21 protein-coding genes are annotated in these 21481 nt (G+C 68.8%); 12 read left to right on the forward strand and 9 right to left on the reverse strand.

The features are described 5' to 3' along the window. Positions 1 to 62: 62 nt before the first annotated feature. From EJ913_RS03635 to minC, 4 genes are all read right to left on the reverse strand, one after another. Complete coding sequence (locus EJ913_RS03635; protein WP_126994892.1) at positions 63 to 1430, reverse strand: CRTAC1 family protein; 1368 nt, start codon at positions 1428 to 1430, stop codon at positions 63 to 65. A 255-nt stretch (positions 1431 to 1685) separates the two neighbouring features. Next, positions 1686 to 2072 (reverse strand): cell division topological specificity factor MinE, encoded by a 387-nt coding sequence (minE, locus tag EJ913_RS33205; RefSeq protein WP_126994894.1) that lies wholly within the window; start codon positions 2070 to 2072, stop codon positions 1686 to 1688. After that, on the reverse strand, positions 2069 to 2884 hold the full coding sequence (gene minD, locus EJ913_RS03645; RefSeq protein WP_126994896.1) for a septum site-determining protein MinD: 816 nt from the start codon (positions 2882 to 2884) through the stop codon (positions 2069 to 2071). Before minD ends, minE begins: the two co-directional genes overlap by 4 nt. Positions 2885 to 2963: 79 nt before the next feature. After that, on the reverse strand, positions 2964 to 3722 hold the full coding sequence (gene minC, locus EJ913_RS03650; protein ID WP_238519937.1) for a septum site-determining protein MinC: 759 nt from the start codon (positions 3720 to 3722) through the stop codon (positions 2964 to 2966). Between the two features lie 726 nt (positions 3723 to 4448). On the opposite strand from minC, the gene EJ913_RS03655 reads away from it, so the two are divergent. The 10 genes from EJ913_RS03655 to EJ913_RS03700 all read left to right on the forward strand — a co-directional run bounded on the left by EJ913_RS03655 (position 4449) and on the right by EJ913_RS03700 (position 14301). Beyond that, on the forward strand, positions 4449 to 5189 hold the full coding sequence (locus tag EJ913_RS03655) for a PhoH family protein (RefSeq protein ID WP_126994900.1): 741 nt from the start codon (positions 4449 to 4451) through the stop codon (positions 5187 to 5189). A 180-nt stretch (positions 5190 to 5369) separates the two neighbouring features. Further along, the gene (locus EJ913_RS03660) at positions 5370 to 7550 is read left to right on the forward strand and encodes a bacteriohemerythrin (protein WP_238519936.1); all 2181 of its coding nucleotides are present in this window, start codon (positions 5370 to 5372) and stop codon (positions 7548 to 7550) included. Between the two features lie 229 nt (positions 7551 to 7779). Then, positions 7780 to 8394 carry an SCO family protein gene (locus EJ913_RS03665; RefSeq protein ID WP_126994902.1) on the forward strand — a complete coding sequence of 205 codons (615 nt, stop codon included), beginning with the start codon at positions 7780 to 7782 and terminating at the stop codon, positions 8392 to 8394. 342 nt (positions 8395 to 8736) lie between these two features. After that, complete coding sequence (locus tag EJ913_RS03670) at positions 8737 to 8976, forward strand: AtpZ/AtpI family protein (protein ID WP_238519935.1); 240 nt, start codon at positions 8737 to 8739, stop codon at positions 8974 to 8976. 12 nt (positions 8977 to 8988) lie between these two features. Beyond that, positions 8989 to 9732, forward strand: a complete 744-nt coding sequence (locus EJ913_RS03675; protein ID WP_126994906.1) for a F0F1 ATP synthase subunit A — start codon at positions 8989 to 8991, stop codon at positions 9730 to 9732. A 71-nt stretch (positions 9733 to 9803) separates the two neighbouring features. Then, entirely contained in the window at positions 9804 to 10028 is a 225-nt protein-coding gene (locus tag EJ913_RS03680; RefSeq protein ID WP_126994908.1) for an ATP synthase subunit C family protein, read from the forward strand. A gap of 97 nt (positions 10029 to 10125) precedes the next feature. Next, entirely contained in the window at positions 10126 to 10776 is a 651-nt protein-coding gene (locus EJ913_RS03685; protein ID WP_126994910.1) for a F0F1 ATP synthase subunit B family protein, read from the forward strand. Beyond that, complete coding sequence (locus EJ913_RS03690) at positions 10773 to 11252, forward strand: F0F1 ATP synthase subunit B family protein (RefSeq protein ID WP_126994912.1); 480 nt, start codon at positions 10773 to 10775, stop codon at positions 11250 to 11252. The genes EJ913_RS03685 and EJ913_RS03690 overlap by 4 nt, the downstream gene beginning before the upstream one ends. 141 nt (positions 11253 to 11393) lie before the next feature. Continuing rightward, positions 11394 to 12176 (forward strand): dioxygenase family protein, encoded by a 783-nt coding sequence (locus tag EJ913_RS03695; protein WP_126994915.1) that lies wholly within the window; start codon positions 11394 to 11396, stop codon positions 12174 to 12176. A gap of 163 nt (positions 12177 to 12339) precedes the next feature. After that, the gene (locus EJ913_RS03700) at positions 12340 to 14301 is read left to right on the forward strand and encodes a sensor histidine kinase (RefSeq protein ID WP_244939226.1); all 1962 of its coding nucleotides are present in this window, start codon (positions 12340 to 12342) and stop codon (positions 14299 to 14301) included. 18 nt (positions 14302 to 14319) lie between these two features. Here the strand turns inward: EJ913_RS03700 and EJ913_RS03705 are convergent, their stop codons facing one another. Then, on the reverse strand, positions 14320 to 15012 hold the full coding sequence (locus tag EJ913_RS03705) for a class II aldolase/adducin family protein (protein ID WP_126994919.1): 693 nt from the start codon (positions 15010 to 15012) through the stop codon (positions 14320 to 14322). Then, positions 15009 to 15632, reverse strand: a complete 624-nt coding sequence (mobA, locus tag EJ913_RS03710; protein ID WP_126994921.1) for a molybdenum cofactor guanylyltransferase MobA — start codon at positions 15630 to 15632, stop codon at positions 15009 to 15011. The genes EJ913_RS03705 and mobA overlap by 4 nt, the downstream gene beginning before the upstream one ends. Positions 15633 to 15848: 216 nt before the next feature. Here mobA and moaA point away from each other — a divergent pair, with 216 nt between their 5' ends. Then, the gene (gene moaA, locus EJ913_RS03715) at positions 15849 to 16880 is read left to right on the forward strand and encodes a GTP 3',8-cyclase MoaA (protein ID WP_244939227.1); all 1032 of its coding nucleotides are present in this window, start codon (positions 15849 to 15851) and stop codon (positions 16878 to 16880) included. 91 nt (positions 16881 to 16971) lie between these two features. Beyond that, complete coding sequence (locus EJ913_RS03720; RefSeq protein WP_126994923.1) at positions 16972 to 18090, forward strand: CaiB/BaiF CoA transferase family protein; 1119 nt, start codon at positions 16972 to 16974, stop codon at positions 18088 to 18090. Here the strand turns inward: EJ913_RS03720 and EJ913_RS03725 are convergent. The 3 genes from EJ913_RS03725 to EJ913_RS03735 form a co-directional block, all read right to left on the reverse strand. Beyond that, on the reverse strand, positions 18087 to 19388 hold the full coding sequence (locus tag EJ913_RS03725) for a pentapeptide repeat-containing protein (RefSeq protein ID WP_185909675.1): 1302 nt from the start codon (positions 19386 to 19388) through the stop codon (positions 18087 to 18089). The genes EJ913_RS03720 and EJ913_RS03725 overlap by 4 nt on opposite strands. 143 nt (positions 19389 to 19531) lie before the next feature. Further along, positions 19532 to 20707, reverse strand: a complete 1176-nt coding sequence (locus EJ913_RS03730; RefSeq protein WP_126994927.1) for a GNAT family N-acetyltransferase — start codon at positions 20705 to 20707, stop codon at positions 19532 to 19534. A gap of 104 nt (positions 20708 to 20811) precedes the next feature. Next, positions 20812 to 21279 carry a RidA family protein gene (locus tag EJ913_RS03735; protein ID WP_126994929.1) on the reverse strand — a complete coding sequence of 156 codons (468 nt, stop codon included), beginning with the start codon at positions 21277 to 21279 and terminating at the stop codon, positions 20812 to 20814. Between the last annotated feature and the right edge of the window lie 202 nt (positions 21280 to 21481).

Genomic DNA, 21481 nt, shown 5'->3' on the forward strand with positions numbered 1-21481 from the left:
TGATGCGTTGAAATGTCTGCCCTGTGAATTGTGCGTCGCAGCAAAGACGGCGGCGGGCACCGCTACTCCGGCGGGTAGGTGACCGTCAGCAGGCGGTCGGCCGGCGGGTTCTCCACCACCACCACGGTGCCGTCGGGCCAGCGCACCTCGACCTGCTCCACCGCGTGCAGGGCGCCCAGCCCGAAATGCGCCACCGGCTCGCCCTGGCACAGATAGCCCGACCCGGCGCAGACCGCCCGGCGCTGCCGACGGCCGCCGGCCGTGCAGATGACCACCGCCCCGCGCGCCGGGGCGCCGAAGGGCGTCAGCGGCAGGACCCGCAGCCAGCCGTTGTGGTTGCCCGCCGTGCGGTAGACCGACAGCGGCTGCGCCGTGCCGTCGCCATGCGCCAGCACCAGCTCCAGCCGGCCGTCGCCGTCGATGTCCGCCGCCACCGCGCCGGTGCCCATGCCCTTGGGCTCGGCGGCGTCGCCAAGGTCCAGCTCCTGCCACTGGTCGTGGCGCCAGCCGAACAGGCGGTTGGGCTCGCCCTGGGTGTGGAAGAACAACTCCTCGTGGCCGTCGTTGTCGAAATCGGCGACCACCACGGTGAAGACCTTGCCCGGCATCGACAGCTCGCTGCCCGCCGACTCGACAAAGCCGCCGCCGGAGCGTTGCAGGAACAGCCGCTGCGCCCCATCCCAAGTGCCGACCAGCAGGCCGAACAACCCGTCACCCTCGGCGTCCAGCGCCACGACCGCCCGGCCCGATGGCCGCGAATCGACGATGCCGCGCTCCTCGGCGATCTCCTCGAAATTCCCGTCGCCCAAGTTGCGGAACAGTTGGTTCGGGCCGCAATCGTTGATCGCCACCAGATCCATGCGGTCCGACACGATGGGCAGCGCGGTCAAGCCACGCACGGCGGCGATCACGTCCAGCCCGGCCTCCTCCGCCGCGTCCTCCAGCCGGCCGCGGCGGGTCAGCTCGTAGAGGCGCAGGGGCGCGCCGTCGGTCGCCACCACGAAGCCGTAGCGGCCATGCCCCCAGCGGTCGAGCGCCGCGACGGAGCGCGCCGCCGTCCGGTTGGCGACGCCGATGTTCTCCGACTGCGCCAGAAGGTCGATCCAATGCTTGCCGAAGCAGGCGAACAGCCGGTCGGCCATGTCCTTCGGCCCGGTCGCCCGGTCGGAGTTGACGACGTACAGCTCCTCGCGCCCGTCCCCGTCGACGTCGGCGGCGGCCAGCCCGACCGCGTGCCCGGTGGGGTCGGCCAGCAGCGGCCCGGCGATGTCCACCAGTTGGCCGTCGCGCCATTTCAGGACGAGGTTGTTGGTGCCGTGACCGGCGACCACAAGCTCGAACGCGCCGTCCCCGTCGATGTCCGTGACCGCGATCCCGTTCGACAGACGCGGCGGGTTGTCGGCGATCAGCGACGAGCAATCGAGGAACATGGACAGCCTCTTTTCCCGTTGGCGGCGCGGCGCGGTGCAGATCCTTGGCGGAATTGGTCTTTCGCGGCGCTTCTGTCCTCGTTGATACCCCGTCGCGCGCCGGGCGTAAACCCGGACGGAGGGGGAGGACGGCCTATGCCCGTGACGGGATGGGCGCGCAGGGTCGGGAAAAACGGGCGGCCGCCACGGCGCCTTGGGCAACCCCAAGGGCATGGCGGCGCCGGAAGCGCGCGGGTGCGTCAAGAACGCGCGGCGTCAGTGCCGCTTCTTGACGCCGCCGTCGGTCAGCGGGCCGTTGGCGGCCGAGCGCTTGGCCTCCCCGTCGGCCGTGTCGGCGGGCTTCGGCTCCGGCTTGGCGCCCTTGACGGCGGCCATCGCCGATTTCAGCTGCTCGCGCGCCGGAAGCTCGATGTTGAGCTCCAGGGTGGAGCAGTCGCCGCCACGGTCCAGCTTCACCTCGACCTTGTTCTGGTCGATGTCGATGTATTTGGCGATCACCGACAGAAGCTCCTGCTGGAGCATCGGCAGGTAATCCGGACCGGTGCGGCCGGCGCGTTCGTGCGCCATGACGATCTGCAACCGCTCCTTGGCCTGGACCGCCGAGGGGCGGGGAGCCGAACGGAAGAAGCTGAAGATGCTCATGCGCTCCTCCGCAGGAGCCGGCTGAACAGGCCCTTCTTCTGGGGGCTGACGAAGCGGTGCTCGATCTCCTCGCCCAGGAACCGGCCGACCGCGTCGGTGTAGGCCTGGCCGGCGTTCGACGCCTCGTCCAGGATCACCGGCATGCCGACGTTGGACGCGCGCAGCACCGCCTGGCTTTCCGGGATCACGCCGAGCAGCGGGATCGCCAGGATCTCCAGCACGTCGTCGACCTTCAGCATCTCGCCGCGCTCGACGCGGTCCGGGTCGTAGCGGGTCAGGAGAAGCTGCTGGGAGACCGGCTCCAGCCCCTGCTCCGCCCGGCGCGAGCGCGAGTTCAACACGCCCAGGATGCGGTCGCTGTCGCGCACCGACGAGACTTCCGGGTTGGTCACGATGATCGCGTGGTCGGCGAAGTACAGCGACATCAGCGCTCCGCGCTCGATGCCCGCCGGGCTGTCGCACAGGATGTAGTCGAACTCCTTCGACAGGTCGTTCAACACCCGCTCCACCCCCTCGCGGGTCAGCGCGTCCTTGTCGCGCGTCTGCGAGGTGGGGAGGATGTAGAGGTTGTCGATCCGCTTGTCCTTGATCAACGCCTGGCTCAGCTTGGCTTCGCCGTTGATGACGTTGATGAAGTCGAAGACGACGCGCCGCTCGCAGCCCATGACGAGGTCCAGGTTGCGCAGGCCCACGTCGAAATCGATGACGACCGTCTTGAATCCGCGCAGGGCCAGCCCGGTCGCGAACGCGGCGGATGAGGTCGTCTTGCCGACACCGCCCTTGCCGGAGGTCATGACGATGATCTTGCTCAACGGAGCCTCTCCCCTAAATCCCAAAGTTGCCGTCACCGAAACGGAAAGCCCAGCCCTTGTCCTTGGACCACGCTTCCCTTTAGGCCGTCTTCAACGGTTCCATGCGCAGAACCCCGTCGCGCAGGAAAACCTGCACCGGCTTCTTGAAAAAGTCACTGCCGATGTCTTCGCTGACGCGGTAAACACCCGCGACAGAAACGACCTCGGCCTCCAGGCTCTGGCAGAACACGCGCGCCGTGGTGTCCCCCGACACGCCGGCCAGCGCACGGCCGCGCAGCGCGCCGTACACATGGATGTTGCCGTCGGCCAGAAGCTCCGCCCCCGGCGACACCGAGGCGGCGATGATCAGGTCGCATTTCTCGGCGTAGAGCTGGGTCCCGGACCGCACCGGCTCGGTCACCACCATCGCCGGACGGTGGACGACCTCGACCATCACCTGCGGCGCGGTCGCCGTGGCGGCGGCGCGCGGGTCCGGTCCCTTGACCACATCCTCCAGCCGCGCGACCCGGCCGGTCGGCATCGGCGTCAGGCCGACGGCCAGCGCCGCCTCCTGCACCGGGCGGGGACCGCCCTGGAAGCCGACCGGCAAGAGGTGATGCGCCCGCACCTGCGCCACGAAGGCGCCGAGGTCGAAGACCACCGACTCGGGCAATTCGTCGAAATCGAGCACGACCGGCGCGTTGCGGAAGAAGTTCGGCGCCTGCCGAACCTTGACGTTCAGCTGCGTGAAGAAATCGGGGGATGCGGGGGCGTTGACCTTCAACACCATCATGGTGAAGGAATTGCCCCGCAACTGGAACGGGGCGTCCCGTTCGGCAACCTGAATGGCGCTGCTCACCGTTGCTTTCCCGTTCGTTTCTGCCGATCCGCGTCGCCCGACCGACCTCACCCCGTCCGGCGGCCGGGTGCGGAAGGCGGAGCGGTGCGCATGAAGCCGGTTCCTACCGCGCCTTCTAGCCGTCCGTGCCCATTGGATACAAGCGAATCCAGTTCTCCGGGGTGACATTCGAAAGCCACACACCACCGCCCCGGACCGGGTTCCTCACCCGATCGGCCGACAAGGCAACGTGTTGCGTCCGTGAATCCCCCGACCACAGGATATAGTAACCAAAGCGGCAGGCGGCGGCAAAGCCTTTCGCCGGTCCTAGAACCTTTGCAGGGGATGCTTCCCCGCTCCGTTCCTATCCCTCTGGAAGCTTGGGGTAGCCTGACCGGGCGGGCGGCTCTCCTGCGGCAACCACACCACATCTTGTATGAATATTTTGTGCCGACCGCAATTTCGCCTGACGTTTCGCGTTGCAAACGATACTGTTGGCGTGCGTGGTTCCCAACGACGACGAGGTTCTCTTGCACCTTGTTCCGACCTTCGCAGAACGATCGACCGGCCCCCATCCCTGGGTGCCCGGCCGTCTGCGGCCCGCACCGGCAGACCCGAAACCGGCACACATCCCGGCCTCCGCCCCGACCTTCATCCTGGCGCGCGACCGTTACGAGCCTCCCCCTTGCGGGAGGCTTTTTTGTGTCCGGAGTTCGGCGCCACCCCCACCCTTCGAGGAGATGCGTCATGGCCAAGCGTTCGAGCAAAGGCATTGTCGCCACAGCGACCGAATCCAAGGTTCACCCGCTGTTTCCCGCCGCCTCCGGCTGGGATCCGTTGGGCGGCGAGGAGCGTCGTGACCAGAGCTATCTCCGCACCGTCAAGCCGCAGAACGCCAACCAGAAGCTGCTGATGGACGCCATCAAGGCGCACAACCTCGTGATGGCGCTGGGTCCGGCGGGCACCGGCAAGACCTATCTGGCGATCTCCGCCGCCGTCGAGGCGCTGGAGGAGGGCAGCGTCGACCGCATCGTCCTGTCCCGCCCGGCGCTGGAGGCCGGCGAGAGCATCGGCTTCCTGCCGGGCGACATGCACGAGAAGATGGCGCCCTTCCTGCGCCCGCTCTACGACGCGCTGACCGACCGCATGGGGGCCAAGCGGCTGCGCGCCCTGATGGCGGACGGCACCATCGAGATCGCCCCGATCGGCTACATGCGCGGCCGCACCCTGAACAACGCCTTCGTGGTGATCGACGAGGCGCAGAACTGCACCTACTCGCAGATCAAGATGCTGCTGACCCGGCTCGGCTGGCACTCGACCATGGTGCTGACCGGCGACCCGGACCAGACCGACCTGCTCGACAACCTGTCCGGTCTGGCCGACATCGCCCGCCGGCTTGAGGCGGTGGAGGGAATCGCCGTCGCCCGCCTGACCGAGAAGGACATCGTCCGCCATCCGCTGGTGGCGAGCATGCTGACCGTACTGTAACCGCGTCTCCGACCATGCCCCCGCGCGCCTCCGGCCCATCGGCCGGGGGCGCGCGGCTCCCTGTGCGACAAAATGAAAGTCCGCGACACAAACAATATGTCTTGACGAACAAAACGTGCCGGGCAAGAAGTCATGAAATTTTTATGGAAATAAAAATTCCGTGACCGGAGGACCGCCGCCTTGACCGCCACCTCGACCGCCACCTCGACCATCGTCCTGTTCGAACGCATCAGCATCAAGGGCAAGATCGGGTTGATCCTGGCGGCGGCCGGGGCCGGCCTGGTCCTGGTGGCGGCGGTCAGCCTGCTGGGCCTGCGGGCCGAGATGATGCTCGACCGGCAGGCGAAGACCCGCAGCGTGGTGGAGGTCGCCCACACCCTGGTCGCCCATTACGAGGCGCAGGAGCGCAGCGGCGCCCTGACCCGCGACGCGGCGCAAGGAGCGGCCAAGACCGCCCTGAAAGCGCTGCGCCACGACGGCACCGAGTATTTCTTCGTCACCGACCTGTCCCCCCGCATGATCATGCACCCGATCAAGCCGGAGTTGGACGGCCAGGACCTGTCGCGCAACACCGACCCCAACGGCAAGGCGCTGTTCGTCGAATTCGTCCGCGTGGTGAAGGCGGACGGCGCCGGCTTCGTCGATTACCTGTGGCCCAAGCCCGGATCGGCGGCGCCGGTGGCGAAGATCTCCTACGTGACGGGCTTCCAGCCCTGGGGCTGGCTGATCGGATCCGGGGTCTACGTCGACGACGTCGACGCGGCCTTCCGCGACGCCGCGCTCCGGCTGGGCGCCGTCGGCCTGCTGATCGGCGCGGTGGCGGCCCTGGTGGCGCTGCTGGTCAGCCGGGCCATCGTCCGTCCGCTCGACGGCATGGCGCGGGCGATGAAGGCGCTGGCCGGCGGCGACAGCGCGGTGGCGGTGCCCGGCACCGCCCGCGCCGACGAGATCGGCGCGATGGCCCGCACCGTCGAGATCTTCCGGGTCCAGCAGATCGACCTCGCCCATCATTGGGAACGCCAGAAGGTCGAACACCGCGTGACCGAGCAGCGCGCCCGCGCCCTGAAACGGCTGACCGACCGATTCGACGCCACCGTGGCCGAGACCATCCGCACGGTCGGCGGCGCCGTCGGCACGCTGGAAAGCACCGCCCGCACCCTGTCGGCCACCGCCGACCGCAACCGGCACGAGGCGACCTCCGTCGCCGACGCCTCGCAGCAGGCCTCGCACAGCGTGCAGACCGTGGCGGCGGCGGCCGAGCAGCTGACCGGCTCCATCGCGATGATCGGCGAGCAGGCCGTCGCCTCCTCGGCCATCGCGACCCAGGCGGTCGCGGCCTCGAACCGGGCCGGCGCGCAGGTCGATGGACTCGGCGGCGCGGCGCGGCGAATCGGCGAGGTCGCCGACCTGATCGCCGGCATCGCCAGCCAGACCAACCTGCTCGCGCTCAACGCCACCATCGAGGCGGCACGGGCCGGCGAGATGGGCAAGGGCTTCGCCGTGGTGGCCGGCGAGGTGAAGACGCTCGCCAACCAGACCGCCAAGGCGACGGAGGACATCGCCCACCACATCGCCGAGGTCCAGGACGCCACCCGCACCGCCGTCGCCGCCATCCACGAGATCGGCGCCATCGTCGCCCGCAGCGACGCCATCGGCAGTTCCATCGCCGACGCCGTCCAGCAGCAGGGGGCCGCCACCGGCGAGATCGCCCGCAGCGCGACGGAGGCGGCGGACGGCACCCGGCAGGTCTCGGCCAGCATCGATTCGGTGTCGGCGGCGGCGCTGGAGACGGAACGCTCCGTCGGCGACCTGCTGGGCGCGGCCGGCGGCCTGTCGCGGCAGGCCGGCGCCCTGCGCGGGATGGTGGACGCCTTCCTGGTCAACGTCGAGGCGATCAACGCCGCCCCGCTCGCCGCGCTGCACGACACCGATCCGGCCGCCGGCGGCCCCACCGTCTACATGGCGTGGAGCGAGGATTTGGCGGTCGGCGACGAGGGAATCGACACCGACCACATGATCCTGATCGCCCTGCTGAACGAGGCCGCGTCCCGCATCCGCGACGGCGCCGACCGCTCGGCGCTGGCCGACGCCGTCGGGCGCCTGCTGACCTACACGATCCTGCATTTCGAGCAGGAGGAGCGGTGGATGGAGAGCAGCGGCTACCCCGACCGGACCGCCCACAAGGCCCAGCACGACGCGCTGCTCGACCGCGTCACCGAGCTGAAGCACCGGCTGGACACGGGCGAATCCGCCATCGGCGACGATCTGCTGGCCTTGGTCCGCGACTGGCTGTTCGAACACATCCAGCGCTCCGACAAGCGGATCGGCCAGCACCTCGCCGAACGGCGCCACGCGGCGTGATTCGCGCTCCGGACATCCATGCGAGGGGATTTTTGACGCGGATGCCGGCGGTGCCGGCCCACGGATGAACAGAAAATCTTATCCGTGTTCATCCGTGGATATCCGTGTTCATCCGTGTCTCAAAGCACCTCATCCGAACCCCTGCCCCTCGTCAATCTGAACCCGTTGCCCTGCGGCCGGCGCCGCTCCCCTTGACCCCGGCGGCGGTCGGGCCCATTCCTGTCGCATCATGAAGGCAAGACTCCTCCGCATCGCCGCCGCCTCCGTCCTGGCCCTTGCCGCGTCCGCCGGCATCGCTTGGTGGCAGGTCAACAACATGACCGAGACGGTGGCCGGCGCCACGAAGAGCGCCGTCCCCATCGGCGGTCCCTTCACCATGACCGACAACAAGGGCAGGACGGTCACCGACGCCGACTATCGCGGCAAATACCTGCTGATCTATTTCGGCTACACCTACTGCCCGGACGTCTGCCCGACCGAACTCGGCGTGATGACCCAGGCGCTGGACCTGCTCGGCCGGCAATCGGACAGGGTCCAGCCGCTCTTCGTCTCGGTCGATCCGGAGCGCGACACGGTGGCGCACCTCAACGACTACGTCGCGCTGTTCCACCCCAGCCTGATCGGGCTGACCGGCACGGCGGACCAGGTCCGCGACACCGCGCGCGCCTACCGCGTCTATTACGCCAAGGCGCCGCAGAAGGACGGCAAGCCGGACGAATACCTGATGGACCATTCCAGCTTCATCTACCTGATGGGGCCGGACGGCGGTTTCGTCGGCGTCTATCCGGCCGGCACCACCGCCGACCGCATCGCCCAGGATCTGGGCACCCGCATCGCGGGATGACCCGAAAAAGCCCTCGCTTGCGGTCCCGTCGCACGTTTTTTTTGCAAGCCGGAACGGGACAACACGCCGCACTGCGGCGAAAACCGTGTTATTTCCTTTCTTCTTCAATCCTTTCAATAACTTAACAAGAGGGTTTTGCGACTTGACAGGGTTGAGCCCCAACCGTATGGTCTCGCCGCTTTCGCGTGGCTGCGGGACAAGGGAAATGAGGGCGGCATGAACGACAAACCGCCCCCCGATCCCTTGGAAGACCTCGAAGCCCGTTTGCGCAAGGCGCGTGATGGACAACGCGGCTGGTCGGGCGGACCTGGTAGCAAATACCACCGTCCCCCCCAGGGAGTGTTGGGCACCGCCCTTCGCATCGGGACCGAACTGGTCGCGGCCATGATCGTCGGCGTCGGCGGCGGGCTTCTGCTCGACCGCTGGCTCGGCACGGCGCCTTGGGGACTGATCGTCATGTTCTTCCTCGGGGCGGCGGCGGGAGTGCTGAACGTCTACCGGGCCGTCACCGGCCTCGGCATCGCCGCCGGCTACAGCCGGCCCACTGGGGACAACGAGCGCCAAGACGGCGACGCACACTGAGCGAGGACGACCTTGGATCCGCTGCACCAGTTTCAAATCAGTTCGTGGTTCCAGATCATCCTCGGCGGCTACGACGTTTCGTTCACGAAATCCGCCTTCTTCATGGTCGTGGCCGTGGCGCTGATCTATGCGCTGCTGGTCGTCGGCATGGCGAACAAGTCGATGGTCCCGGGCCGCCTGCAATCGGCGGCCGAGATGTTCTACGAGTTCGTCGCCAACCTCGTGCGCGACAACGCCGGCCACGACGCCAAGCCCTATTTCCCGTTCGTGTTCGCGATCTTCATGTTCGTCCTCTTCGGCAACATGATCGGCATGATCCCCTACACCTTCACCTTCACCAGCCACATCATCGTGACCTTCACGCTGGCGGCTGTGGTGTTCGTGTTCGTGACCGTGCTGGCCCTGATCAAGCACGGGACGCACTTCTTCTCCTTCTTCATGCCGCACGGCGCGCCGGTGGCGCTCGCCCCGATCCTCATCCCGATCGAGGTGATCTCCTACGTGATGCGCCCCGTCAGCCTCTCGATCCGACTGTTCGCCAACATGATGGCCGGTCACACGATGCTGAAGGTCTTCGCCGGCTTCACGGTCATGATGATCAGCGGTCTCGGCGCTTTGGGCTTCGTCACCGGTCTGGTTCCGCTCGCCATCAACGTCGCGTTGACCGGCTTCGAGTTCCTGGTCGCGTTCCTGCAAGCCTACGTCTTCTCGATCCTGACCTGCCTGTACATCCGCGACGCGCTGGAACTGCACTAAGCAGCCCTGCCTTCCGGACTGACGTCACCCCGTTCCATCGCGTTCAATACTTACCTAGAGGAATGAGTACCATGGAAGCTGAAGCCGCAAAGTACATCGGTGCCGGTCTGGCCGTTATCGCTCTCGCCGGCGTCGGCATGGGTATCGGCAACATCTTCTCGACGCTCATCGGCTCGATCGCCCGCAACCCCGCCGTCCAGCCGAAGGTCTTCCCGATCGGCATTCTGGGCTTCGCGCTGACGGAAGCCGTCGCGCTGTTCGCCCTGCTGATCGCCTTCCTGATCCTGTTCGCCTAAGGCCAGAGCGGCTTTTCAAAAAAACAGCTCTGACGACGCGGCGCCGGGCTTCTTCGCGGAAGTTGCGGCGCCGCTCCTTTGCCTAGGGGGACCGATCATGCCGAACCTGTTGGCCAAAGGCCGGCTGGCCCGCTGGTCGGGTGTGGCGGGCGCTTCGCTCGTCACCCTCACCACGATGGCCGGCACCGTCCTGGCGGCTGCGGCGGAGCACGCTCCGGACGCGGCGCATGGCGGCGAGCACGCTTCCGGCGGCCTGCCGCAGCTCAATCCCGCCAATTTTCCGACCCAGATCTTCTGGCTGGCGCTGACTTTCGGCGTTCTCTACTACCTCCTGTCCAAGAAAGCGCTTCCGCGCGTGGCCGAGGTTCTGGAGGCGCGCGAGGAGCGCATTTCGCGTGACCTCGCCAAGGCCGCGCAGCTGAAGGAAGAGGCCCAGGCCGTCCTGGCCAAGGTCGAGGCGTCCCTCGCCGGCGCCCGCGCCGAGGCCCTGACCCTGATCGGTCAGGCCAGCGCGGACATCGAGGCGAACAACCAGGCCCGCCAGTCCGCGCTCGGCGCCGACATCGCCGAGCGTCTGCGCACCGCCGAGGCGTCCATCGCCACGGCCAAGGAGCAGGCTCTCGCCAACGTCCGCACCGCGTCGGCCGACATCGCCCGCGACATCGCCGGCCGTCTGGCCGGGATCGACGTCGATCAGGCCCAGGCCGAGGCCGCCGTGGCGGCCGTGATCGAGGAGCGCCAGGGATGAACACGCCTGAATTCTGGGTTCTCGTCTCCTTCGTGATCTTCATGGCGTTGGTCTGGAAGAAGGCCGGGGCCGCCATCGGCTCCGTCCTCGACGGCCGCGCCGAGAAGATCCGCGCCGAGTTGGACGAGGCCGAGCGTCTGCACAAGGACGCCCAGGCCCTGCTCAACGGCTACCAGCGCCGTCAGGCCGACGCGCTGAAGGAGGCCGAGGCCGTCCTGTCCCACGCCCGCGAGGAGGCCGCCCGCCTCCGCGCCCAGGCCGGCACCGACCTCGAATCCTCGCTCAAGCGCCGCGAGGCCCAGGCGATGGAGCGCATCGCCCAGGCGGAAGCCGCGGCGGTGACCGAGGTTCGCAACCTGACGGTGGACGTTGCGATCGGCGCCAGCCGCCGCATCCTGTCCGGCGGTCTCCAGGCGGTCCAGGCCGACCGGCTGATCGAGCAGTCGATCGCCGAGCTGCCCAAGCACCTGCACTGAACCGGCGTTGACCCCGCCTTTGTTGCGGGGACAGCAACGGAGTTTTGGAAAACCCCGGCCTAGGCGCCGGGGTTTTTCTTTGGTCGAATGACGGACCGCCACCGCCCCGCCCTTCCGCCCGGCTGGAGTCCGTATCGCCTCATGCCCGTCTTCCCGTCCGTCTTCGTGTCCCACGGCGCCCCGACCCTGACGATGGAAAGGAACAGCGCCGCCCGCGCCTTCCTCGCCACGCTCGGCGCGCGACTCGGCCGCCCCAGCGCGGTGCTCGCCGTCTCGGCCCATTGGAACACCCGCCAGCCCGCCGTCAGCGGCGCCGCCGCGCCCGAGACGGTCCACGACTTCCACGGCTTCCCCGAGGAACTCTACCGCCTGCGCTACCCGGCACCGGGCGCCCCGGCTTTGGCCGACCGCGTCGCCGCGCTGACCGGCGCCGTCATCGACCCGGCCCAGGGGCTGGACCATGGCGCCTGGGTTCCCCTGATGCTGATGTACCCCGACGCCGACATCCCGGTCGCCCAGTTCGCGGTGCAGCCCCGGCGCAGCGCCGCCGACCACATCGCGCTCGGCCGCCAGTTGGAGTCGCTGCGGCGCCAGGGCGTTCTGGTGCTCGGCAGCGGCGGCGCGGTCCACAACCTGCGGGAGTTCGTCTACGGCACCGGCGGCACCGCCCGTTGGGCGACCGGCTTCGCCGACTGGCTCGACGCCGCGCTGACCGCCGGCGACACCGACGCGGTGGCGAACTGGCTGACCGTCAGCGCCGACGCCCGCCACGCCCACCCGACCGACGAGCATTTCCTGCCGCTGCCGGTGGCGCTCGGCGCCGCCGGGGAGGGCGCGCGGGCCGAACGGCTGCACGCCGGCTTCGAGCATGGCAGTCTGGGCATGCAGGCCTACGCGTTTTCCAACGCGGCGGACGCGGCCTGACCCGCACTTGTCTGTTTGCGGTGCGGACGCGCCAAGCTACAATCCCGCCCGCGCGGCGGGCCTTTCGCCCGCGCGGCTTTCGGATTGGACAGCGCGTGCGGGTGTTGGCGTGAAGCGGAGCGGCATTCTGTCCCGGAGCGGCGGGCTGCCCCGATTCCGCGAAATGACCGTGGCGGCGCGGATCACCGCCGGATTCGGCGTCGTCCTGGCCCTCGTGCTGGTCCTGGCCATGGTCGGGCTCGGCTGGTTCCACGCGGTGACGCGCGACGTCGGCGCCTTTTCCAACAGCGCCGACATGTCCCAGGCGGCGGCGGACGCCGACATCGGCTTCCGCGACCTGGAGGTCGCGGTCCGCGACCATCTGACCTACGGCGACGACCAGAGCCTGCTCGACGCGACGTGGCGCCACGACACCGTGGTGGAGCGGCTGGACGCGCTGACGAAAAGCGCCTCGGACCCCGCCGACGTGACGGCGGTGACCAAGGCGAAGGCCTCGCTGAACGAGTATTGGACCGGGGTCCAGCGCGCCATCGCGCTCCGCAACGAGCGCGCCACGCTGCTGATCACCGTGCTGGAACCGGTGGTGGCGCAGACCCGCGAGAAGCTCGGCCTGTTGAAGAGCGCCGGGGGCGTCGATTCGACCGCGCTCGCCAGCGACGCCGCCATCGCCGTGTTGCTGATGCAGGAACACCTGTCCCGCTTCATCGAACGCCGCGACCCGCAGGATTCGGACGCGATGCGCGCGCAACTCGACACCGCGCGCGGCAAGCTGAGCGAGATGAACCGCTACCTCTGGGTTCCCGGCACCCGCCAGACCATCGGCGAGGTCGGCGACCTGCTGACCAAGGCCGCCGACGCCGCCGGCAAGGCCGAGGCGGCGGTGGTCGAGGAGGACACGGTCCGCGCCGAGACGATGGCCCCCAACGCCGCCGGCATCGCCGCCAACATCGGCGAGATCCGCCGACGCGCCGACGCCGGGGCCGTCGGGCTGCGCGGGGCGCTGGCCGACGGGATGAGCGGCTACACCAAGGTCGCGCTGTGGGTCGGCGGCGGCGTGCTGCTGGTCGGGCTGCTGGCGGTCTGGTTCGTCCAGCGCAGCGTCGCCCGCCCGGTCCACGCCATGGCCGGCGCCGTCACCGCGCTGGCCGCCGGACGGACCGACGTGGCGCTGCCGGTGGTGCAGGGCGACAACGAGATCGCCGCCATGGCCCGCGCGGTCCACTCCCTGCGCGCCACCGCCGGGGAGACCGAACGCCAGCGCCAGGAGGCGGAGACAGCGCACGCCCGCCTGCTGCGCGAGAAGGACCGAGTCGAAAAGGCCAGCCACGCCAAGTCGAACTTCCTGGTCAACATGGGCCAGGAGCTGCACGGCCCGCTGAGCGACATCGTCAACTCCAGCCAGGCGCTGATGACCGAGCTGCACCGGCTGGGCGTCGAGGAGCTGGCGGTCGACGTCGAGCACATCCAGTGGACCGGCGAGCAGTTGGCCGGGCTGGTCGACGCCCTGCTCGACTACGCGAAGATCGAGGCGGGGGCGATGGACGTCTGCCTCCAGGATTTCGACGTGAACCGCCTGCTGATCGAGGTGCGCGAACGCTCGCTGCCCGCCGCCGATCTTTACGGCGATTCGCTGGCCGTGGCGGCGCCGGCCGGGCTTGGCGCCATGCATTCGGACTTCACCAAGGTGCGCCAAGCGCTGCTGAACCTGCTGGACAACGCCTGCAAGTTCACCCAGGGCGGCGCCGTGATCCTGTCGGCGGAGAAGATCGAGCGCGACGGCGCCACATGGTTCCGCTTCACCGTGGCCGACACCGGGAAGGGTTTCCCCACCGCGCAGACCGCGCGGCTGTTCCAGCCCTTCGCCCAGGGCGGCGCCCCCAACGCCAACGGCAAGCGGCGCGGCGCCGGGCTGGGATTGACGCTGGTCGGGCATTACACCGCCATGCTGGGCGGCGACATCGAGGTCGCCAGCGAACCCGGCCAGGGCACCCGCATCACCCTGACCCTGCCGGCGGTCTACCAGCCCCCGGCGGAGGAGCGCCCGTTGCAGGTCGAGGCGGTCGGCAACGCCAAGCCGCTGCTGCGCGTCGCCTCCTACAAGCCGGTCGCGCAGCTTACCCAATAGCCGGTCAGACCGGCCGCGTCAGGCTGAACGCGGGCGGGCGGTGTCCTCGGGTCCGTCCCCGTCGTCGAGCGGCTGGCCGTACTTCATCCGCCGCATCCGCTCCGCCACGCGGGCGATCTCGTCGGGCGGCAGGATGACCGGCTCACCGAGCTGCTGGGCGTAAAGGTACTGCCGGGCCAGCGTCTCCACCTCCACGGCCAGCGCCAACGCCGCCTTCACCGTCCGGCCCAACACGATCATGCCATGATTGGCGAGCAGGCAGGCCAGCCGGCCGTCGAGCGCGGCCAGCGCGTGGTCGGACAGTTCCTGGGTGCCGAAGGTGGCGTAGGGCGCGCAGCGGATCGAATCGCCACCGGCCAGCGCCACCATGTAGTGGAAGCTCGGGATGCCGCGCCCATGCACCGCCAGCGCGGTCGCGAAGGTCGGGTGGGCGTGCAGCACGACCTCCACGTCGGGGCGGGCGCGCAGGATGTCGCGGTGGATGCGCCATTCCGAGGACGGCCGCCGGGCGCCGCGATAGGTGCCGTCGAACCCCATCGCGACGATGTCCTCGGGCGTCGTCTCGTCGTAGGGAAGGCTGGTCGGGGTGACGAGGAAGCCGTCCTCCACCCGCAGGGACAGGTTGCCGGACGAACCCTGGTTGATTCCCAGCCGGTTCATGGCGAGGCAAGCGTCGATCACAGCACGGCGTTCGGCAAGGAAATCGCTCATCGCACGACTCCCGATTCCAGCAGTCGTTCGGCCTCCTTCAGATCCTCCGGGCGGTTGGCGTTGAAGAAGGGATCCACAGGCTCGACCGCGAAATCCACCACCGCCGTCCGATAGCGCGCCGTCCAGGCGCCAACCTTGCGCATATCCTCTTCCAGCATCGCGCGGCGCAGATCCTCGGCCAATCGCACCGGCCACAGCGCGAAGACCGGATGTACCCGCCCTCCCGACCGGGCGCAGGCGAGATCGGTGCCCTCGCGCTTCAGCGCCTCGGCCAGACGGATGACCAGATCGCCGGGAAGGAAGGGCGCGTCGGTGGCGACGCTGGCGACCCAGCGAGCGTCCGGCGCGTGATCCCGTGCCCAGTCCAGCCCGGTCAGCACCCCGGCCAGCGGCCCGGCGTGGCCCTCCACCACGTCGCCCGCAACCGGCAGGCCGAAGCCGGCCCAGCGCGACGGGTCGCCGTTGGCGTTCAGCACCAGCGGGCCAACCTGCGGGCGCAGGGTCGCGACGATTCGCTCCAGGATCGTCCGATCACCCAGGCGGCGCAGACATTTGTCCCCGCCCCCCATGCGGCGCGACAGGCCGCCGGCCAGCAGGACGCCCACGATCGGTTCATTCATCGGCACGGGTCTATTCGCCAAGATCTGCGTGTTCATGGGCCGAGTTTGGCGGCGCGCGGACGCGACGGCAAGGGTGGCGGCAAAGTTTCCCCGCCCGCCGGATTTCCACTTGATGGGAATCAAGGCGCCCTCCCCCTCCCCCATGGGACAAGGCGACACCATCTCTGTATGATGCGTCCACCCAACCACCAAGCCCAGCGACCGATACAACAACCAATGGCCGGCAACCCGATGACCACCGCGCATCCCGCCCCCCTTGTCGATCCGTTCGGCCGGGCCGTGCAGTATCTGCGCGTGTCGGTGACCGACCGTTGCGACCTCCGTTGCGTCTACTGCATGGCGGAGGACATGAGCTTCCTCCCCAAGGCGGAGGTGCTGACGCTGGAGGAGTTGGACCGGCTCTGCTCCGCCTTCGTGAAGCTCGGCACCCGCAAGCTGCGGCTGACCGGCGGCGAGCCGCTGGTGCGGCGCGACGTGATGCGGCTGATCCACGCGCTGGGCCGCCATGTGAAGTCCGGCGATCTCGACGAGCTGACGCTGACCACCAACGGCACCATGCTGTTCAAGCACGCCGCCGGTCTGGTCGAGGCGGGCGTGCGGCGGATCAACGTGTCGCTGGACACGCTCGACCCGCACAAATTCCAGGCGATCACCCGCTGGGGCAAGCTCGACAAGATCCTGGGCGGCATCCAGGCGGCCAAAGAGGCCGGGTTGAAGATCAAGATCAATTGCGTCGCGCTGAAGGGCGTCAACGACGACGAGATCCACCGCATGGTCGCGTGGTGCGGCGAGCAGGGCTTCGACCTCACCTTCATCGAGGTGATGCCGATGGGCGAGATCGGCGACACCGCCCGGCTCGACCAGTACTGGCCGCTGAGCATGCTGAAGGCGGAGTTGCAGACCCGCTGGACGCTGGACGAGACCGATTACAACACCGGCGGGCCGGCGCGCTACGTCCGCGTCGCCGAGACCGGGCAGCGGATCGGCTTCATCACGCCGCTGACTCACAATTTCTGCGAAAGCTGCAACCGCGTGCGGCTGACCTGCACCGGCACGCTTTACATGTGCCTGGGCCAGGAGGACGCCGCCGACCTGCGCACGCCGATGCGGCTGAGCGACGAGGACGGCCCCCTGATCGACGCGGTGCGCGAGGCGATCACCCGCAAGCCGAAAGGCCACGACTTCATCATCGACCGTCGCCACAGCGGCCCGGCGGTGCCCCGGCACATGAGCGTGACGGGGGGGTGAGCGTCGGCTGACGAAGCCCCCTCCCCAACCCTCTCCCGCCTTTGACGGGAGAGGACTGCCGCCGAACGCCGACAAGCCTCCTGAGTCTCCAATGCCCCTGCCTTTCCTGTCCGGTCTGCGCGTGATCGACCTCGGCCAGTATCTGCCCGGTCCGCACGCGGCCCAGCTTCTTGGCGACCTCGGCGCGGAGGTGGTGAAGGTCGAACCGCCCGACGGCGATCCGCTCCGCTTCCTCGGGCCGACCGATTCGGACGGGGTCACCGCCGCCTACAAGATCCTCACCGCCGGCAAGACCGTCGTGGCGCTCGACCTGAAGACGGCGGACGGCCGCGCCAAGCTGGAAGCCCTGCTGGCCAAGGCCGATGCCCTAATCGAAAGCTACCGCCCCGGCGTTATGGACAAGCTCGGGCTGGGGCGCGAGCGGTTGCGCGCGTTGAACCCGCGATTGGTCCACGCCAGCCTGTCGGGATGGGGCTACGACGGTCCCTACGCGACGCGGGCCGGGCACGACCTGAACTACATGGCGGTCGGCGGTGGGCTGGACGCGTCGGGTTTGCCCGACCGGCCGGTGATTTCCTATCTGCCGGTCGCCGATTTCGCCTCGGCCCAGCAGACGGCGCTGGCGGTGGCGGCAGCGCTGTTCGGACGGGAGAGGAGCGGCGTGGGCTGCTTCCTCGACCTGTCGATCATGGAGACCGTGCTGGGCTGGCAGGGCCTCAACCTGACCGCCGCCGCGCGCGGCCAAATGCCGGGGCGCGGCGCGGCGCTGTTGTCGGGCGGCGTCGCCTGCTACCGCCTCTACCGGACGGCGGACGGGCGCTTCATCACCCTGTCGGCGCTGGAACCAAAGTTCTGGCGCGGCTTCTGCGAGGCGGTCGGCCGCCCCGATTGGACCGCCCGGCAGGCCGATGCCCTGCCCCAGACCGCGCTGATCGCAGAGTTGGACACGCTGTTCGCCGACCGTACGCTGGCGGCGTGGAGAGACTTGCTCGACCCGGTGGATTGCTGCTTCGAAGCGCTGCCTGCCATCGCCGAGATCGCCGCACACCCCCACGTCGCGGCGCGCGGGCAAATCCACGTCACGCCGGGACCGGAACCGCTGGTCGAAACGCTGATGGGGTTGCGCGTCGATGGAGGTCCCCCACCGCGACGCGAGGCGTGGCGAGAAAGCGACGCGGCGGCGGTGCTTTCTGCCTGGACAACGGCCTAAACGGCCAGAAGCGCCAGCTTTTCGGTGTGCGCCGGCGTGCTCAACGCGCCCCGGCGGACGCCGGAGAGATAGGCGCGGGTCAGATTGGCGGAACTCTCGTCGCAGCCGCGCAGATCGGCGGAGGCGAGGTTGGCGTTCTCGAACACCGCCCCGGCGATCTTGGCGCCGGTCAGTCGGGCGCCGCGCAGATCGGCGCCGGTCAACGTCGCGCCCGACAGGTTGGCGGGCCACATCCGGCCGGTCGGCGCGCCGTTGGGCTGGCGCAGTTCGACCATGCCGAGGTCGGCGCCGCCCGCGTGGGCACCGGACAGGTCCGCGTCCATCAGGTTGGCGCCGGTCAGGATCGCCTGATCCAACTTCGCCCCGCAGAGCGTCGCCCCGCCGAAATCGACCAGCGACAGGAAAGCGTTGGCGAGCGATGCGTCGTTCAACCGGGCGCCCCGGAACACCGCGCCCGACAGATCGGCGGCGGTCAAGTCGACGCCGCGCAGGTCCATGCCGGTGAAGTCGGCGCGCAGCCCCTGCCGGCCGCCGCTGTTGATCCACTGGATGTGGGCGTCCAGCATCTGGCGGACCTCGGGTGGCAGGCTGCCAGCGCCCTTCATGTAGATGGCGCCGTCCAGATTGGCGCCGTACACGTCGCTTTCGGCCAGATCGACGTTGCGCAGCACCGCCTCGCGCAGATCGGCGTGGCGCAGGATGGACTGGCCCAGCGCGGCGCCGTTGAGGATCGCGCGCTTCAGCTTGGCCCCGGTGAAGTTCGCCTCGCGCAGGTCGGCGCCGGCCAGATTGGCGGCGAACAGGTTGGCCCCGGCGAAATCGGTGCCGCGCATGCCGCTGTTGGTCAGGTCGGCGTGGCTGAGATCGGCGTTCTTGAAGTTCACCCCCTCCATCGTGGCGTCCTGGAGGCTGGTGCGCTGCCGCACTTCCTGCTTGCCCGACGAGAAGTTCAGGATCTGGCCGGGGCGCAGATCGGCCTCCTCGAAATCGGTGCGGCGGAGGTTGGCCTTCAGGAAATTGGCGCCCCGCAGGTCGGCGCGCACGAAGCGCGACCCCACCAGCACCGCGCGGGTGAAATTCGATCCGAACAGGTCGGACATGTCGAAGCTGACCTCTTCCAGCTCCGCGTCGGTGAAATCGACCTGGGTCAGCACCGAGGATTTCAGCGTGAACCCCCTCAGCCGCAACCCCGACAGATCCGCGCCCTTGGCTTGCAGCCGGATTCCGCCCGGTCGCAGCTTCAGGTAGAACAGGTGATCGCGCACCTGTTTCAGGAACTCCATGGCGCGGTCTGTCATGGAGGCGTCTCCACACAATGCCTCGCTGAGCGCCAGGATACCCGAAACTCGGGGACACGCGGAAGTCCCCATTGCAAAATGTCACGTTCCTAAACAATTCCCCGGCATTTCGCCCAGAAACGTCGCGAAATTACGATGAGGACTCATCCGGCGGAGGCCGCCCCGCCCTCCTGGCGGTAAGGGGACATCCCGGCCAGCGCCTCGATCTCGGCGGCGACGGCGGCGCGCTCCTCGGCCAGATGGCGGTCCAGCGCCCGGCGGAACCCCGGATCGGCGACCCAATGCGCGCTGTAGGTGGGAACCGGCAGATAGCCGCGCTGGATCTTGTGCTCTCCCTGCGCGCCGGCCTCGACGCGCTTCAGTCCGCGCTCGATGGCGAAATCGAGGGCGCGGTAATAACAGGCCTCGAAATGCAGGAAGCGGTAGCGCCCGTCCGAGCCCCAGTTGCGGCCGTAGAGCGTGTCCGCGCCCAGCAGGTTCAGGGCGCCGGCCACCCATTCGCCGCCGTCCTCGCACATCACCAGCACGACCCGGTCGGCCATGGTCCGCCCGAGCAGATCGAAGAAACGCCGGTTCAGATAGCCGCCGCCCCATTTGCGGTCGGCGGTTTCCATGTAGAAGGTGTGGAAGGCGTCCCAATGCTCCGGCATCAAGGCGTCGCCGGTCAGGGTGTGCAGGCGCACGCTGCTGTCGGCGACCTCCCGCCGCTCCTTGCGGATCGCCTTGCGCTTGCGGGAGTTGAGCGTGTCGAGAAAGGCGTCGAAGCTCGCGTAGCCCCGGTTCTCCCAATGATACTGCACCCCGGTGCGTTGCAGCCAGCCGGCCTCGCCCAGCCGTTCCCAGTCGGCCTCCTCCGGAAAGGTGACGTGGGCGGAGGACACGCCGTAGCGCTTGGCGACCTGCTCCAGCGCATCGATCAGGGCAGCAGCCACCATCTCCCCGCCGCCGGGCGCCACCAGCAGACGCGGCCCCGGCACCGGGGTGAAGGGAACCGCGACCTGGAGCTTGGGGTAGTAACTGCCGCCCGCCCGTTCGTAGGCGTTGGCCCAAGCGTGGTCGAAGACGTACTCGCCGTAGGAATGGTTTTTCAGATAGGCCGGCACCGCCCCCACCATGCGGCCGGCGGCGTCGTAGGCCGCCAGATGGCTGGGCTGCCAGCCGGTCTTGCCGGTGGCCGACCCCGATTCCTCCAGCGCCAGCAGGAAGGCGTGGGAGAGGAAAGGATTGCCGGGTCCGGCACAGGCGTCCCACGCCTGGGCGTCCGCCAATCCGATCCCGGACAGGATCTTGACGGTGATGGCGTCACGGCCGTCGGGCATGAAGTCTTCCCCCTTGCATCGCCGAAAGACGTGGGTCTCGCGCCGCGCCGCGGCAAGGCTCCCCTGCCGCGTCCAGCGCGAGACGCGCAGCGCCGTCCCGGTCTTCAGGCCACTTCGAGAACCGCTTCCACCTCGACCGCGACGTTGCCGGGCAGCGAGGGCGCGCCGACGGCGGCGCGGGCGTGCTTGCCGGCGTCGCCGAACACGTCCTGCATCAACTCCGACGCGCCGTTGATCACGGCCGGGTGGTCATGGAAATCAGCGCCGGAATTGACGAAGCCGCCGAGCTTCAGCACGCGGGTCACCCGGTCGAGGTCGCCGCCCAACGCGGCCTTGGCCTGCGCCAGGATGTTCAGCGCGCAGAGGCGGGCCGCTTCCTTGCCCTGCTCGACCGTGAAATCCTGGCCGACCTTGCCGACGAACTTGCGCTCGCCGTTCCAGACGGTGATCTGGCCGGAGATGTACAGGGTGTTGCCCGAGCGCGTGTAGGCCACATAGGCCGCCACCGGGGCCGCCGCCTGCGGCAATTCGATTCCCAGCTCCGCGAGGCGCGCGTCGATCCGACCGGTCATGATTCTGATCCTTATCCCTGGTTCCGTTGCGGGTTTCGGGTGGTTGGTGCTACCGCGACCATAGCCGCGCCGATCCGCCGATGGGAAGAATCCTCCACCGGACTCACCGGCAGTTCCGTCCGACCCCGGCAAAGTTTTCCGGGAATCTTTTTCACCCTCCTTGGCTACTCCCAAGGGGACGCGGGGCATTTGCGCGGAAACT

Origin of the sequence: Azospirillum doebereinerae (assembly GCF_003989665.1) — a bacterium.
Lineage (GTDB): Bacteria > Pseudomonadota > Alphaproteobacteria > Azospirillales > Azospirillaceae > Azospirillum > Azospirillum doebereinerae.